This is a genomic window from Evansella sp. AB-P1 (assembly GCF_029688925.1).
GTDB lineage: Bacteria > Bacillota > Bacilli > Bacillales > Salisediminibacteriaceae > Evansella.
Genome location: NZ_JARUKY010000008.1, coordinates 206,601 through 222,996, shown reverse-complemented (window position 1 = coordinate 222,996; position 16,396 = coordinate 206,601). Strand labels below are relative to the sequence as shown.

The 16,396-nt window shown below is 36.3% G+C and carries 10 protein-coding genes; 9 read left to right on the top strand and 1 reads right to left on the bottom strand.

Annotation, left to right across the window (positions count from 1 at the left end):
- The first annotated feature begins 49 nt into the window (after nucleotides 1-49).
- The 3 genes from QA612_RS10500 (at nucleotide 50) to tenA (ending at nucleotide 2,942) form a co-directional block, all read left to right on the top strand.
- Nucleotides 50-1,057: an ABC transporter substrate-binding protein gene (locus QA612_RS10500; protein WP_278283770.1), complete on the top strand. Its 1,008-nt coding sequence runs from the start codon at nucleotides 50-52 to the stop codon at nucleotides 1,055-1,057.
- A 48-nt stretch (nucleotides 1,058-1,105) separates the two neighbouring features.
- The gene (locus QA612_RS10495) at nucleotides 1,106-1,855 is read left to right on the top strand and encodes an ABC transporter ATP-binding protein (RefSeq protein ID WP_278283769.1); all 750 of its coding nucleotides are present in this window, start codon (nucleotides 1,106-1,108) and stop codon (nucleotides 1,853-1,855) included.
- Nucleotides 1,856-2,276: 421 nt separating this feature from the next.
- On the top strand, nucleotides 2,277-2,942 hold the full coding sequence (gene tenA / locus QA612_RS10490) for a thiaminase II (RefSeq protein ID WP_278283768.1): 666 nt from the start codon (nucleotides 2,277-2,279) through the stop codon (nucleotides 2,940-2,942).
- Between the two features lie 88 nt (nucleotides 2,943-3,030).
- Here the strand turns inward: tenA and QA612_RS10485 are convergent, their stop codons facing one another.
- A complete protein-coding gene (locus QA612_RS10485) occupies nucleotides 3,031-4,281 on the bottom strand; it encodes a diguanylate cyclase domain-containing protein (protein ID WP_278283767.1) in 1,251 nt (416 codons plus the stop codon).
- Nucleotides 4,282-4,522: 241 nt separating this feature from the next.
- On the opposite strand from QA612_RS10485, the gene QA612_RS10480 reads away from it, so the two are divergent.
- The 6 genes from QA612_RS10480 to QA612_RS10455 all read left to right on the top strand — a co-directional run bounded on the left by QA612_RS10480 (nucleotide 4,523) and on the right by QA612_RS10455 (nucleotide 16,333).
- Complete coding sequence (locus QA612_RS10480; protein WP_278283766.1) at nucleotides 4,523-6,145, top strand: glycine betaine uptake BCCT transporter; 1,623 nt, start codon at nucleotides 4,523-4,525, stop codon at nucleotides 6,143-6,145.
- 271 nt (nucleotides 6,146-6,416) lie between these two features.
- The gene (locus tag QA612_RS10475; protein WP_278283765.1) at nucleotides 6,417-7,781 is read left to right on the top strand and encodes an efflux RND transporter periplasmic adaptor subunit; all 1,365 of its coding nucleotides are present in this window, start codon (nucleotides 6,417-6,419) and stop codon (nucleotides 7,779-7,781) included.
- A 27-nt stretch (nucleotides 7,782-7,808) separates the two neighbouring features.
- Nucleotides 7,809-10,910: an efflux RND transporter permease subunit gene (locus tag QA612_RS10470; protein ID WP_278283764.1), complete on the top strand. Its 3,102-nt coding sequence runs from the start codon at nucleotides 7,809-7,811 to the stop codon at nucleotides 10,908-10,910.
- Nucleotides 10,911-11,329: 419 nt separating this feature from the next.
- Nucleotides 11,330-12,241 carry a metal ABC transporter substrate-binding protein gene (locus QA612_RS10465; protein ID WP_278283763.1) on the top strand — a complete coding sequence of 304 codons (912 nt, stop codon included), beginning with the start codon at nucleotides 11,330-11,332 and terminating at the stop codon, nucleotides 12,239-12,241.
- A gap of 1,250 nt (nucleotides 12,242-13,491) precedes the next feature.
- A complete protein-coding gene (locus QA612_RS10460) occupies nucleotides 13,492-14,616 on the top strand; it encodes an extracellular solute-binding protein (RefSeq protein WP_278283762.1) in 1,125 nt (374 codons plus the stop codon).
- Nucleotides 14,617-14,644: 28 nt separating this feature from the next.
- The gene (locus QA612_RS10455; protein ID WP_278283761.1) at nucleotides 14,645-16,333 is read left to right on the top strand and encodes an ABC transporter permease; all 1,689 of its coding nucleotides are present in this window, start codon (nucleotides 14,645-14,647) and stop codon (nucleotides 16,331-16,333) included.
- The last annotated feature ends 63 nt before the right edge of the window (nucleotides 16,334-16,396 follow it).

Here is a 16,396-nt window from a genome sequence, read left to right as displayed (position 1 = left end):
ATAAAAATAGTAAAAAGAAAAATGAGAGTATTAGAAATGGAGAGAGAATATGATTCAAAAAATGAGTATTTTATTGTCTGTACTAGTAGGTTTATTAGTTTTAGTAGGGTGTAATGAAAGTGAAGGGGAAGGTGCAAACGGAAACAATAATAATGAACTAGAAGTGTTAGAAGCAACCTTTATTCTTGATTGGGTGCCTAATACAAATCACACTGGTTTATATGTTGCACAGGAGAAAGGTTTTTTTGAAGAGGAAGGGATTGATTTAACCATAATTGAACCGGCAATGGAAGGAGCAACACAAATTGTCGCTTCAGGGCAAGCTCACTTCGGTATTGGTGCTCAAGATGAAGTAACGGTTGCACGTTCAACAGGTATTCCTGTCGTATCTATTGCAGCAGTAATACAAGAACTTACATCTGGTTTCGCCTCTCCAGTAGAAAAGGGTATTACTTCTGCTGCTGATTTTGAAGGTAAAACTTACGGTGGTTGGGGTTCCCCAATGGAAGATGCCATTATTGAAGCAGTGATGGAAGCTAGCAGTGCTGATTTTTCTACATTAGAAAACGTAACTGTAGGAACAGCTGACTTTTTTGTAAATACACAAAGAGATATTGATTTTCAATGGATTTATTATGGGTGGACTGGAATTGAAGCTGAGATTCGTAATGAAGAGATTAATATGATCTATTTAAGAGATATTGATCCTGTTTTTGATTATTATGCTCCAGCAATTATTACAAGTGATGCTGTCATTGAAGAGCAACCAGAGCTAGTAGAACGATTTTTACGAGCAATGAGCAGAGGGTATGAGTTTGCTATTGATAATCCAGAAGAAGCTGCTGAAATATTAATTGGCGTTACTCCTGAGACAGATGCTGACCTTATTCGTGCTTCACAGGATTGGTTAAGTGAACGTTATCAAGGAGATGCGTCTCAGTGGGGACTTCAAAGTGAAAGTAAATGGGATAATTTCACTGAGTGGTTATTGGAGAATGGTTTGATTGAAGAAACAGTTAATACTTCTGATTCAATGACGAATCAATTTTTGCCATAAGCACGGATGTAGTCTTGTTAATTAATCTGTCTGAAATAAGGAGTAATTATGGAATTACAATTAGTGAATATCCATCATGCATTCGGTGAGGAAAAGGATCGACAAAAGGTTGTAAATGGAGTAGACCTTCATTTGCAGCAAGGGGAATTCGTATCGTTAATTGGTCCAAGTGGTTGTGGAAAAAGTACATTATTTAATTTGATTTCAGGGTTAGAAGTACCTGATGAAGGTGATATCCTCTTTAACAATCAGGATGTGAAGGGGAAGCGAGGAAATATTAGTTATATGATGCAGAAGGATTTATTATTTCCATGGAAAACGGTTTTAGAAAATGTTCTTTTAGGTGCCACGATAACGAAGCAAAATTATCAATCTGCGAGAGAAGAAGCATTATCCTTATTTCCTTTGTTTGGCTTAGAGGGTTATGAAAACTATTATCCTACTGTTTTATCTGGTGGTATGAAGCAGCGAGCTGCATTGTTAAGAACATTTTTACACAAAAAACAACTGTTATTATTAGATGAACCTTTTGGAGCTTTAGATGCACTGACGAGAGAAAAAATGCAAGAATGGTTACTAAATATATGGAGTCAGATGAGAAGGACTGTCTTATTTATTACTCATAGTATAGACGAAGCCATATTTTTATCTGATCGAATATATGTATTGTCACCACGGCCAACAGAAGTGATTGAGGAATTTAGTGTCGGGCTCTCTCGTCCACGTTCGAAGGATGTTACGTTATCACCTGAATATATACAGCTTAAGGAAAAGTTAATGAAGTCTCTATATCAGTAGTTACTATTTTCAGGGGAGACTGCCCATGCAAGTGTAAATTTGCACCATGTGGGATGAAAATTAATTTTAATCCAATTGGAATGAGTGGAATCACACGAGACTCCTCGAAAATGCTATCACATTTTCTTCGTGCGTGGGATTACTCTTAGAAGCAATTCAAAGTCCTGCGGAAGAACGAGCTAGACGAGACACCGCAGGCACAAAGAAACACATCTTGCTCTACTTCATAGTGCCGAGGAGGCTTGGCAGATCGTCCGCGGTAAAGAAGACACTGTGATTGCGGAACGTAGTGAAGCAGAACAGATGTCGCGCTTATACCCTTGTGGTGAAAGCGAAGTGGGATGTAACGGATGATTAATCCAACCTTTATTTAAAAACAGCTATTTTCAAGGTATACCTAAAAAATGAAAGGATGATTGGAATGAAATTTTCACAACAATTACGACAGAAGGTTGATGCAATTTGGGAAGCGAGCTTTGAACATCCATTTGTAAAGGGGGTTGCAGATGGATCACTACCTCTAGAGTGCTTCACTTACTATGTGAAGCAAGACTCTTTTTACTTATCAAAGTTTGCTCAAGCACAATCTATTGGTGCAGCAAAAGCATTAGACTTTTATACAACAGGGCAAATGGCACACCATGCAAAATCCACCTTTGATGCGGAGCATATGCTCCATGAAGGATTTGCGAAAGAACTAGGGATTTCAGTGGATGGGAAAATTGAAAATGAGGATCCAGCACCAACAGCTGTAGCTTATACGAACCATATTTTAGCAGCATCTTATAAAGGGTCTTTAGGTGAAGTTATTGCTGCAATTCTTCCTTGTTATTGGCTTTATTGGGAAATCGGTGAAAAATATAAAGGATCTACACCAGGAGTACCAATCTATCAAAAATGGATTGATACTTACGGAGATGAGTGGTTCGAAACATTAGTAAATGAGCAGATCGATCGTTTAGATGCTTGGGCAGAACAAGCTTCTGAGGCGGAAAAAAAGCGGATGGAGTCAATCTTCATTAAGAGCAGTAAATATGAATATATGTTCTGGGAAATGTCTTATACTTTAGAGAAGTGGCCAGTTTAATAAAGATATAAAAAAACCCTTCAACCTTTTATTGTTTGAGCTTTTACAGGCTCTAACATAAAGATGTTGAGGGGTATCTTTTTAATACTTAAGGCAGTTGAGATAGTTGGATATCTTCCCGTACGTTAAAAAATTGATATTGATTTTTTCCAAGATTTTTTGATAAATACATAGCATAATCAGCTTTTTTTAGTAAGTCTTCTGCACTATCTCCATCGAATGGATACATACAAATTCCAATGCTCGGTGTTACATAAACACTATCTTTGTTAAAAATGAATGGGAAGGAAGATATGTTACTTATGATTTTTTCTGCTATTTTACCCCCTTCAATCTCATCCACGTCGTCTGCGAGAATGACAAACTCATCTCCACCTAATCGACCTAAAATATCTTCATTACCAATAGAATCTTGAATTCGACGAGAAACTTCAATTAATAATTTATCTCCTACGTCATGGCCTAACGTATCATTTACTTGCTTAAATCCATCTAAATCAATAAACATAACAGCACCTATATGACTGATTGTTTCTTGTGATTGATTAACTAGCTTTGTTAACCGTTCGTGAATAAACTTTCTATTAGGTAAATTAGTTAAGTAATCATAATATGCCATTTTCTTTATTTTTTCTTCTGCAAGCTTCCGTTCTGTAATATCTAAGACGACCCCATTTATTTTTACGAGATTGTTATTTTTATCAAAAATAGGTGTAGCCTTATCTTGTATCCAACGAACCTTACCATCTGGTCGTACAATTCTAAATATTGTATTTGTTGGTAGTCCTGATAATGCATCTTCATTCATTTTTTTAGCTATTTTCGTGTCCTCTGGATGGACGACTTTATTCCATAAGCTAGGATCTTCGGCAAACTCTTTACCTGTATAGCCATAAATTAATTCTACGCCAGTAGAAATAATGATCGTGTCCTTTTTTAAATCATGTGACCAAATCGTTGCATCTAATGAGTTGAAGATATCTTCTACTTCTTTATGTTTATCTTTCAGCTTATCTGCAAGCTGTCCGATAGCAAAGGCTAATAGGAATTGTAAGATTGAATGTGTAATTAAGTAGAATAGTTCTGTAGCATGATAACCAGTATAAATGAAGCTAATTAGTCCAAAAGATATGTGGATAATGACAGAGATGAAGGCAATGATCAATCCACCTTGTAAACCTGTAAAATATGATGTTAATACGACTAACCCCAAATATATAAACCAAATAGCACCAAGGCTACTATCTTGAATTATTAATCCAAATAAAAGAGGGACCATCCATATGCAAATAATAATCATCCAAATTTTCATTGGTATTGATCGTAAATCAGCGAGCATCTATTTCCCTCCTAAAAAAATATGACATATATAAGAACTCTTCAGTATGTTTAAATATTACTTATAAAATACCATTAAATCTATGGAATTGGAACATATTACATTTATTAATCAAATTGCTAGAATATATAATACTATTGAATTGTCTTTGAATTAATTTCTAGTTTCATATATGATGATAACGGTAGTTTTTGTCATATAGTTATTTTTATTTGAATGATTTATTGAGAGGAGATTTTTTTTGAAGAAATTAACACCTGTTTTTACGATTTCAGCAATAATTGCAATTATTTTTATTTTATGGGGTGCAATTGCTCCTCAAAATATGTACGATGTTACAGAAAAAATTCAAGGGTTTATTACAACAGAACTAGGCTGGTTGTATCTAATATCTGCTACCGCTTTTTTAGTTTTTGCTATCTTTTTAATCTTTAGTCCTTATGGAAGAATAAAATTAGGAAAGCCTGATGAAAAACCAGAATATAATTATATTACGTGGTTTTCTTTTCTTTTTACTGCAGGGATGGGAATTGGTTTAGTATTTTGGGGAGTTGCTGAACCGTTATATCATTTTTACACTCCTCCTAATGCGGATGTTACAGAATTTCAAGCAGCAGGTTTAGCACTAAGGTATTCATTTTTTCATTGGGGATTACATCCATGGGCAATTTATGCAATAGTAGCCTTAGTTCTAGCTTACTTTCAATTTCGAAAAGGATATCCAGGAGTTTTAAGCGCAACCTTAAGACCAATACTAGGAGATCGAGTAGATGGTTCAATTGGTACTACAATAAACGTATTAGTAGTGTTTGCTACCATAATTGGTGTTGCAACATCTCTAGGATTTGGTACAATGCAAATTTCTGGTGGAGCTTCTGAGTTAGTTCCTTTTATACCTAATAATTTTATGACACAGTTAGTTATAGTTATTATAATAACTATTCTTTATATGATATCAGCACAAACTGGTTTAAATCGTGGTATTCGAATTTTAAGTAAAACAAACATATATTTAGCAGTGGGATTAATGATGTTTTTATTCATTTTAGGTCCTACCACATACATTATGGGAGTGTTTACCCAAACGCTAGGCAGTTACTTTCAAAATTTAACAAGTATGAGTTTTAGAATGGATCCATTCGATCCAGAAACGAATTGGGTTCAAGGATGGACAATTTTTTATTGGGCTTGGTGGATTTCATGGGCACCATTTGTAGGAACATTCATTGCTAGAGTGTCCAGGGGCCGCACGATTAGAGAATTTGTCATTGGTGTATTAGCAGTACCAACGTTATTTAGTGCGTTATGGTTCTCTGTTTTTGGAGGAACTGCAATTTCTCTTGATCTATACGAAAACGTAGGAATTATGAATATTATAGAAACAAGTGGAATGGAGGTTGCCCTCTTTTCTGTTCTTGGACAATTCCCATTAAGCACTGTTATGTCTATTATAGCCATCGTATTAATTTGTTCCTTCTTCATTACATCTGCTGATTCAGCAACGTTTGTTCTTGGAATGCAAACAACCAATGGAAGTTTAACACCTCCAAATTCTGTGAAATTAATATGGGGTGGGATTCAATCTGCAGCAGCACTTGTGTTGCTTGCATCAGGTGGTTTGGATGCGTTACAGACAGCAGCGATCATCGCTGCACTTCCTTTTATGATCATAATGATTTTTATGATTGTCTCCTTAATGAAATCATTACGTGGAGAGAGGATGACTCTATTTCAAGATAAGTTAAATAATTTAAAATTGAAGGAAGAAAAATTAAAGTTGAAGGAAGAAAAATTGAAACTAAAGGAAGAAAATCTAGCATTAAAAAAAGAATTGAAACAAAGTAAAGATGGAAAAGAAAAATAAGTTTTCTATTGATAAGAGAAGTTAGCTTTATCGTTAATTGTAGCGAGAAGCTGACTTCTTTTCTTTTGAACTGAGTTTTTTATTATTTTTGGTCAAATTCTTACTTTTAACTACGATAAATTCATTTTCTATTCACACCATTTTATTAATAGAATGATAAAATAGAAAGCGGTAAAAGGAAATGACGAAACATGTTCTAGATCAACATAAATTGATTCATCGATGATAAAAATAGTAAATATGTTTTAAATACGTTGGGGGTAAAATGAAAATGGGGAATAAATTACAATTTAGTTTTTATATTATCATTTTAATCAGTATTCTAGTGGGATGTAATGGAAATGAAGGACAGGGTGATATAACAAATGATGAGGATACGTCTCCTACCTTCCCGGTAGAAGTAAGTGAAGTTACATATGGAGAATTGACGAATGAAGTGAAGCTTTCAGGAAATGTGATGGCAAATGACCTAGTCCCTGTTTTACCAATGGTCACTGGAGAAGTGCAGCAGGTTCATGTGAAGAATGGTGATCGTGTAGAACGTGGGGATATTCTTCTGGAATTTGATGCAACAGATATTGAGTTGAATGTTGCCCAAGCTCGTGCTGGTTTAGATGCTGCAGAAGCTAATTTGAGTGCTGCTCAAACAATGCGAGAGCAAAGCATAAAGCAGGCAGAACTGCAATTAGAGCAGGCAAATGAACTATATGAAATGATAGAGAAAGCAATAAATGAGGAAATCAGTTTAGATGTAGAAGAATTACCTGAAGAGTTGGAAAGTGTTTTTCAACGGTTACTTGAGAATAATTTACCGACAGAAAGTGATCTAAATCAAGCAAGTACTGCTGTTAGACAAGCAGAATTAGCGTTAAATCAAGCAAAGTCTACCGGACAAATTGAAGCAGCAGAGGCTTCCGTTAAGCAAGGGGAAATTGCTGTACAAATGGCTGAACAACAAAAAAAACATGCTACTATCGTTGCGCCTATATCAGGGGAAATTAATGGTTTAAATATAAGTGCTGGTGCGATGGTTGCACCACAAGGTCCAGTTTTACAAATCATAAACATGGAAAATCCGATTGTTCAAGTAAATGTGAATGAGACATTACTACCTAACATTGAGGTTGGAAAGTATGCTGCTGTTCTCTTGAATTCTCTAAATAAAACATATGAAGGTCAAATTAGCTATATTAGTCTGATGCCAGGTGAGCAATCTAGGTCCTACCCTGTTCACATTGAGATTTCAAATAATAGTGATAATAGCTTACGTATTGGCATGCTTGCAGAAGTTACGATAAAAAGTAAAGGAGAAACAGGTGAACAATTAATTATCCCTGTTTCAGCTGTTGTTGATGAGAATAATGAAAAAGTGGTATATGTTACAACAGATGGCGAAAGTGTTGAACGGCGCGCTGTCACGATTATAGGTGAAACGACTTCCGTATATGCTATTGGAAGTGGTTTAAATGAAGGGGAGTATGTAGTAACAAGAGGGAACCATCAATTGTATGATGGTGCACTTATCAACATTCGTAATGATATTGATATGACATTTGAATCTGATGTCATAGAAAACGGACAAGCACCTTTTAATATTGAACAAGCTTTTTACGTTTTTATGGAAAGGGATGCATAACATCTTAGATAAAATGGAGGTTATTTTATGAATTTAATTAAACATTCTGTTATGCGTCCAGTTGGTGTTACGATTATTGCATTAGTCATGATTTTATTAGGGACTGTTTCTTTATCAGGCTTAAAGGTTGATCTTATGCCTGATTTAGATTTACCAATTGCCGTTGTATCTACTCCATACAATGGAGCAGCTCCTCAAGAGGTAGAGAACTTAGTAACGCGACCATTGGAAGGGGCGTTAAGTGCAACAGAAGGGCTAGAAACAATCCAGTCTATTTCTGCACAAAATCAATCTGTCGTCATGCTCATGTATGATTTTGATACTGACTTAGATATGGTGATGCTGGATTTACGTGAAAGAATTGATATGGTTCGTCAAATGCTACCTGATGGTGCTGGTGCACCAATGATCATGCGTTTTGACCCGAATCAAATGCCAATTATGCAAGTTGGTATATCTGCAGAGATGGATCTAACAAGACTTACTCATATTACAGAGAATCAGATTATTCCACAAATGGAACGGATTCCTGGGGTAGGGCAAGTGAATCTCACTGGTGGTCAAGTTCGAGAAATAGTAATAGAACCAGATATATTAAAGCTACATAGCTACGGGTTAACTTTAACGCAGCTTTCTCAAATTGTTGGAGGAGAAAGCATGAGTGCTTCAGCAGGTCAAATACAGCGTGGTGGACAAGAAATGCCATTAAGAATTGTTGGTGATTTCAGGTCCATTTCTGATATTGAGAATATTAATGTACCTACCCGTACAGGAGAGACAATCAAGCTTCATGAAATTGCGGAAGTGAAGGATACATATCAAGAGATGTCGTCCTATGCCTATGTAAATGGGGAACCGACGTTAAGCATTGATATTTTGAAACAAACTGATGCAAATACTGTTGAGGTTTCGGATGCTGTTACTGCAGAAATTGAAAAAATACAAAATGAGATTGCAGAAGGAGTTACATTAACTAAAATAATGGATTCCGCTCTATTTATTAAAGACTCCATTAATAGTGTTGTGACGAATATGCTATTAGGTGGCACTATGGCCATCATCGTTTTATTAATCTTTCTTAGGAGCTTTAGAAGTACGCTAATTATTGGTTTGTCAATTCCTATTGCGTTAATTTCCGCCTTTACATTGCTCTATTTTACTGGTGAGACGTTAAACATCATTACATTAGGGGGCTTAGCACTAGGAATTGGTTTATTAGTTGATAGCTCTATCGTTATTCTTGAAAACATTTATAAGTTTCGTGAACGGGGATATAGTCGAATAGATTCCGCAATAAAAGGTGCAACAGAGGTTTCCTCAGCTGTTATTGCTTCTACATTAACGAGTTTAGTCGTTTTTATACCTATTGTATTTACAGGAGGTATTGCAGCAGAAATCTTTATGCCGTTAGCCTTAACAGTAGGTTTTACTTTATTAGCTTCATTGGTTGTTGCATTAACCTTCGTACCAATGTTATCTGGAATACTACTACCAGATTTAACCATAGAGGAAGATCCAAAAGGGATAAAAAAATATACTTCAAAAGTAGGAGTTGGCCTAGAAAAGCTAAATAGACATTATAAAAGATTATTACAATGGTCCTTGAACCATCGAAAAACGATAGTCATTGGAACAATTGTGTTGTTAATAGCTAGTTTAAGTAGTGTTCGTCTTGTAGGAGTTGAACTTATCCCATCCTTTGATCAAGGAGAGATTACGGCGCGGTTTGAAGTGCCTGCCGGGACAACAAGGGAGGAGACAAGGGATTCATTAAGAGAGCTAGAACAATATTTAATTGAATCAGGAGATACAGAGGTAGTTTATACTACAATTGGCGGAGAACGAATGATGGGGGCTAACCGAGATGCAAATAGTGGCGAGCTATATATTCGACTCCTGCCCCAAAATGAAAGATCTGTAACAACGGATGAAGTTATTGAAGGCTTTAGCGAATTTGTTGAAACACTTCCAGATATAGATGTGAATGTGAGAGCTTTTGAAAGTGATGGAATGGGTGGAGAACCTATTGATATAGAATTAAGGGGGGAGGATTTTGATTCCTTAAGGTTAATAGCTGATGATATTAGTGACATAATCAGTAATATTTCTGGAACTGCTAATGTATCCCATTCATTAGGTGAAACAAGGCCTGAAATGCAAATACATGTAGATAGAGATCGAGCTGCACAATATGGCTTACAGTATGCTGAAGTCATGCAGACAATAAGAGGGAGTGTAAATGGGCAAGTTGCTACCCTAATGAGATCTCAAGGACAGGAAATAAATGTAACTGTTATTTTACCTAACGAATATCGATCTGACTTTAATGAACTGAAAAACATACTTCTTTTAACGCCTATGGGGGACACTGTGCCTTTATCAGCAATTGCTGAATTTACACAAGTGGAAGGTCCTAATGTCATTAATCGCCAAAATCAAACACGAGGAGTTTCAATCACAGGGAATATAAATAATCGTGATTTAGGGAGTGTCATTGCAGATATAGAAAGGGAGTTAGATCAATATATTTTCCCTGAGGGCTACAGCTATCAAATTGGTGGAGAGTACGAAATGATGATGGATGCCTTCTCTGATTTAACTCTAGCTTTATCCCTTGCTATTTTTCTTGTCTATGCAGTAATGGCATTTCAATTTGAAAAGGTGTTATATCCTTTCATCGTCATGTTTAGTTTGCCAACAACATTTATTGGAATTATGATTGGCTTTTTATTAACTGGTAGGCCATTAAGTGTTCCGGCATTTATTGGAGTAATCATGCTAGCAGGAATTGTTGTAAACAATGCAATTGTATTAGTGGATTATATTAATAAGCTAAGAAACCGTGGTATGTCAAGAGAGGATGCTATTCTAGAAGCTGGTCCAACAAGGCTTCGTCCTATATTAATGACGATGCTAACCACCGTTTTAGCTATGCTACCACTTGCTATGGGCTTTGGAGAAGGAGCTGAGCTTCAAGCACCAATGGCTACAGTTATTGTATTTGGATTAGCTTTTTCAACAGTAATTACCCTGTTTTTGGTTCCGATCATTTACATTTATATGGACAACGTAACGAACTGGTTGAAAGGGATTTTTAGTGGTAATCGTACTGAAGAAAAGGATGCTTAGATTTAGTTAAGTCCCATTGAGTGAAGAGTTGAATGTATTCATAATAAGCGTACCTATATGTTGTCATTATCCCTTGACATGATAGGTACGTCTTTTTTTGTATCACTCAAGAAGGTTATAAACACCTAATATAAAAAAAATATACATTTATTATAGACATAACGCTAAGTTATGTTTTATAATAAATTCTGAAAGTTGCCTAAGGTAAACTTTCGTTACTGATAACAAAAAAGTATTCCGTGTACAACTAGTGTTGCATAACTTTAATAAGGGATACATGAAAAAATTTTCATCTGAAAGTTGACTAAAGGCAAAAAGTTTTACGTAGGTGAAGATGCGAATTGTTAATTCTTATTTAGTCGTATGTATTAAGAAAATAATCAAAAAAATATAAGCTTAGTACAACAGGAGGAGAAAAAATGTTAAGAAAAAAATTATTGAGTATTGGATTTGTTATTTTATTTGGATTAATGTTTACAGCTTGTGGATCAGAGGAGACGGCACAGGAAGATAAAGAAGGTTTAACGATTACTACAAGTTTTTCTGTACTAGGTGATATTATTTCTAATATTATTGGTGATCACGGTACAGTGGAATATATCGTTCCAATTGGAGAAGAACCTCATGAATATGAACCAGTACCTAGTGATTTCCAGCAAGTAAGTGATGCGGATGTCTTTTATATTAACGGTCTTGATTTAGAAGAATGGTTAGAGAGAATCGTTTCTAATGTGACAGAAACAGATATTGTAGAAGTATCTAGTGGAGTAACTCCAATTCCCTTAGTTGGAGAGGAAGATGAGTCAGATCCACATGCATGGTTAAGTCCTAAAAATGTGATTGTATACGTGGAAAACATAGTAGAGGATTTAGTAGAACGAGATCCAGAAGGTGAATCCATTTATCGTGAAAATGCAGATGCGTATATTGCTGAATTAAAAGAGCTAGATGCATGGATTGAAGAGCAAGTTGCACAAATTCCAGAAGAATACAGAATGATTATTGTAAGTGAAAATGCATTTAAGTATTTTGGAGACAGTTACGGATTTCAAACAGAAGGTGTATGGGAAATCAATTCTCATGAAGAAGGTACACCGCAGCAAATTAATCGAATTATTGATATTGTAAGAGATAGTGGCTTACCAGCAGTTTTTGTTGAAACTACTGTAGACAATCGTTATATGGAAGCAGTATCAAATGATTCTGATGTTCCAATTGCTGGGGAAGTTTATACAGATGCAATTGGTCCAGAAGGCAGTGGTGCAGAAACGTATATCGGTATGATGGAGGCAAATGTAAAGGTATTTGTTGACGGTTTAACTTCAAACTAAGCCGCGTACTAGATTGCTCTAATCATTTTGATGAGAAAATCTTTACATCTGTTGAGAAAATAATCACGTAGTGAAATGTACTACGTGGTTATTTTTTTATATATTTTCGCACTTCACTTCATGTTGAAATTTTCTGTCATAATGGTTCATTCGTTGCAGGCATGCACTTTCACCACTTGCATATTTGCGACATCTGTTCATGCTTCACAGTGTCTTCTTTACCGTGGAGTACAGCCTCAACTTCCTTAAACTTACACAGTAAGCTTTGGAGTGGATTTTAGGACACGTGCTGATCCCACTGGAGTCGCCGCAATCTACTCCTGAACGGTTCTATTTTCAGGGTAGACCTCACATGCAAGTGGAGCTTTGCACCATGGGGGATGAAAATAATCATTTTTGTCGATACTTTATTTTGCTTTTATACCGCGTATTTTCAGGGTAGACCACCCATGCAAGTGGAGCTTTGCACCATGGAGGATGAAAATGTTCTTACACAGCGATCATCTCACATGATTTTGTAACTTTCTAGTCGTCAAGTAGGTCCTATTGTACTGCAAATTAACTAAACACTGCTAGCAGGAACAGAGGAAGTATCCACCGTTACCGTTCCTGAATAGAACCTTTAGGATGAATGACTTGCATTATGGCTCCAAGCTAGGTATTCTTATTTGTTCACTTAAAATATGGCGAAAATATGGACATGGCGCGATTTTGCGGTGAAGTGGCTTGATCCACCATGAAGTGGCGCGATTGCACCATGAAGCGGCGCGATTCTGCCATGAAGTGGCGCGATTTTGCGGTGAAGTGGCTTGATCCACCATGAAGTGGCGCGATTGCACCGTGAAGCGGCGCGATTCTGCCATGAAGTGGCGCGATTGCACCGTGAAGCGGCGCGATTCCATCGTGAAGCGGCGCGATTCCATCGTGAGTTGGCGCGATTCCACCGAAAGTCGGCGGAAATGGGGCTAAACACTCCAGCACTTAAATTGGCAAAACAGCTGTATGAGGAGCTTTCTAAAAAATAAACGTGGTTATCCCTAGTTCAAGGACCTACTTACATCTCTCCAATTGTGACATGAAATTTCATTTCTCTTTTCACAAATTGTTCAATTTTCTAAACAAAAAAATATTTAATATCTCATTGACAATGATTCTCATTTCCAGTATACTCGTAATTGTGAGTGGGGATGATAATCATTCTCAACTACATACACTAAATGATAAATCATAATCTAGGGGGAAGTACAAAGATGAAAAAAGTTTTGAAATTATTCGTATTTATGATGGTTGCATTTGGTTTATTGATTGCTGCTGGTTGTGGAGATAATAGTAGCGCTGATGAATCAAATCCAAACAATAATGAAACAGGCAATAATAATTCAGAAAATAATGATGCAGAAGTGGAACTTGGTGGTGAACTTATAGTATACTCTTCACGTAATGAAAATTTTGTAGAACCTTTACTACAGAAGTTTGAAGACGAAACAGGAATTGAAGTAAGAGCATTACATGGTGCGGACCCACTTCAGCTTGAAGAAGAAGCGGGAAATGTACAGGCAGATATTTTTATTTCTAATGATTTAGGTGCATTAGGATATTTACACAACCAAGGATTAGTGGAAGGATCTAACCCAGAAGGAATTGAATCAATTCCAGCTGAATTTCGTGCAGATGATAACGCATATTTTGCAATTTCAGCTAGATCTCGTGGGTTCATATACAATAAAGACATGATTACAGAAGAAGAAATGCCAAAGAGTATTGAAGATCTATTCGACCCTAAATGGGCTGAAGTAGAGAATGGTTACGCCATTACTCGTGGTGGTAACGGAGGAATGCTTGGTAACGTATCTGCACTTCGTTACGAGTGGGGAGATGAAAGAACTGCTGAGTGGGTTGAGGCAATTAGAGAAAATGCAGCAGGAATTTTCCAAGGACATGGTGATATTCGTAGAGCTGTAGGTGCTGGTGAGCATACATTTGGTCTTGTAAATAACTACTATTTCCATCAACAATTATTAGATGAAGATAACAATGTAGGATTCATTTATCTTGATCAAGAAGAAGATCAAATGGGTGTTATTGCCAATGCTGCAGGTGTTGGTCTTGTAACAGGAGCACCAAATGAAGCAAATGCATTAGCATTCCTTGAGTGGGTATTAAAGCCAGAAAATCAAGTTGTATTCGTTGGAGAATCATTAGAGCTTCTTATTAACTCAGAATATGGTGCGGAGTATCCACCAGAAGTTGAACCATATATCGTGGATTTCCATGACTTAAAGGTTCAAGATATGCCTATTAAAGAACTTGGAAATTATTTTGAAGGTACAAAAGAGTTAATTGAGAATTCAGGATTAGATCTTGAATTAAGGTAATGAGTCAAAAGCATCGGGAGAGGGCATTATGACAAATAATAATATAGATAAAAATGAAAAGAACAAAAATAAAAAAAATGCCAAGGTTGGGGAGAAATTCTCCCCAACCCTTCTCCATTTCATTCGAAGAAAATGGTTTGACATTTGGAGGGGGAATCCACCAGGACCAGTATTATTATTATTTGGTTTATTCGTAGCACTCATAATGTCTATTCCAATTATTTATGTCGTGTGGCGTTCTATGTTTGCTGGAGTAGATAGATGGATGCGATTATTAGATGAAAGAATTCCTCAGTTGCTGTGGAATACATTTTCATTAACTGCTGCAGTTACAGTTTGTGCAGTTATAATTGGGGTTTCATTAGCTTGGCTTGTTGTGCGGACTGATGTACCTGGAAGAAAGTTGTGGCAATGGTTATTAGCACTCCCATTAGTAATTCCACCATATGTTGGAGCTGTTACTTATATTATTATATTTGGTCCAAGTGGCTGGGCGAGAGATTTCTGGCGGGATACACCTTGGCTTGTTAATGTTTTTGGTGATTATCCCATAAACATTTATACTTTTTGGGGAGTATTTTTCGTATTAACGATGTTTACATATCCATATGTATTTCTAATTGCAAGTGCTTCTCTCAGAAAAATGAATCGTAATTATGAAGAAGTGGCTCGATCGCAAGGGATGACTACACTTCAAGTTTTTTGGAAGGTGAATTTACCGTTTTTACGACCAGCAATAGGAGCTGGAGCTATTCTTATTTCTCTTTATGTCTTATCAGACTTTGGGGCAATTGCCATGCTCCGTTATGTAACGTTTACTGCTGCTATTTACTTTCAAAGAGCTGGCTTTGACACCGCTTCTGCTACTGTTTTAAGTTTAGTATTGATTCTGTTAACTGTGGTGATATTGTGGATTGAAGCACGTACGAGAAAGAAAAATAAGTACTATCAAACGACAAATACTTATAAAAAACCTGATATATTACCTTTAGGGAAGTGGAAGCCTCTAATCTTGTTTTATGTTATTATAGTATTTTTCTTATCAGTAGTGTTACCTATCCTCGTACTTGTTTATTGGTCCATTATTGGAATAGGAATGGGAGCACTTGACGAACGATTCTTTGGTTTTGCATGGAATAGTTTAAAGGTATCTGGCTTTGCTGCACTTCTTTGTATGATCCTGGCCATGCCAATTATTTACTTAAAATCACGTTATCCATCTATCATTTCTAGTGCTATCGATAGATTAAGTTATGCAGGTTATGCTCTACCAGGTGTAATCGTTGCGTTAGGTTTTGTATTTATCTTTAATAACCATATTCCAATGCTATATAACACATTTTATATGGTCGCATTAGCTTTTGTTGTTCGTTTTTTACCACAAGCTATGCAGGCAGGGGAGGCGTCGTTAAGCTTAGTGTCTCCTAGAATTGATGAAGCTGCTCGGAGCTTAGGGTATCCACCATGGAAGGTCATGATTAAAGTGATTATTCCTTCAATATTGCCAGGTGTTCTTGCTGGAGGGGCCCTTGTTTTTGTTAGTTCAATTAAAGAGCTTCCTGCTACGTTAATGCTTCGACCTCCTGGTTTTGATACGTTAGCTGTACGAATATATTTTGAGGCTTCAGAAGCCTTTTATCATTTAGCTGCACCTCCTGCTTTGTTGATTATTCTTGTATCATGTATTCCTTTAAGATACTTATTAAAAAAATATTAACTAATGTGATGGAAGTAGCTAAATATTGTTTGGAGAAGGGAATATCCTTTCATATAACAATTT

What these genes read in the sequence shown, in the direction of transcription:
- QA612_RS10455 (WP_278283761.1), top strand. Translation starts at nt 14,645, where the DNA reads ATGACAAATAATAATATAGATAAAAATGAAAAGAACAAAAATAAAAAA.
- QA612_RS10465 (WP_278283763.1), top strand. Translation starts at nt 11,330, where the DNA reads ATGTTAAGAAAAAAATTATTGAGTATTGGATTTGTTATTTTATTTGGA.
- QA612_RS10470 (WP_278283764.1), top strand. Translation starts at nt 7,809, where the DNA reads ATGAATTTAATTAAACATTCTGTTATGCGTCCAGTTGGTGTTACGATT.
- QA612_RS10495 (WP_278283769.1), top strand. Translation starts at nt 1,106, where the DNA reads ATGGAATTACAATTAGTGAATATCCATCATGCATTCGGTGAGGAAAAG.
- tenA (WP_278283768.1), top strand. Translation starts at nt 2,277, where the DNA reads ATGAAATTTTCACAACAATTACGACAGAAGGTTGATGCAATTTGGGAA.
- QA612_RS10500 (WP_278283770.1), top strand. Translation starts at nt 50, where the DNA reads ATGATTCAAAAAATGAGTATTTTATTGTCTGTACTAGTAGGTTTATTA.
- QA612_RS10475 (WP_278283765.1), top strand. Translation starts at nt 6,417, where the DNA reads ATGGGGAATAAATTACAATTTAGTTTTTATATTATCATTTTAATCAGT.
- QA612_RS10485 (WP_278283767.1), bottom strand. Translation starts at nt 4,281, where the DNA reads ATGCTCGCTGATTTACGATCAATACCAATGAAAATTTGGATGATTATT.
- QA612_RS10460 (WP_278283762.1), top strand. Translation starts at nt 13,492, where the DNA reads ATGAAAAAAGTTTTGAAATTATTCGTATTTATGATGGTTGCATTTGGT.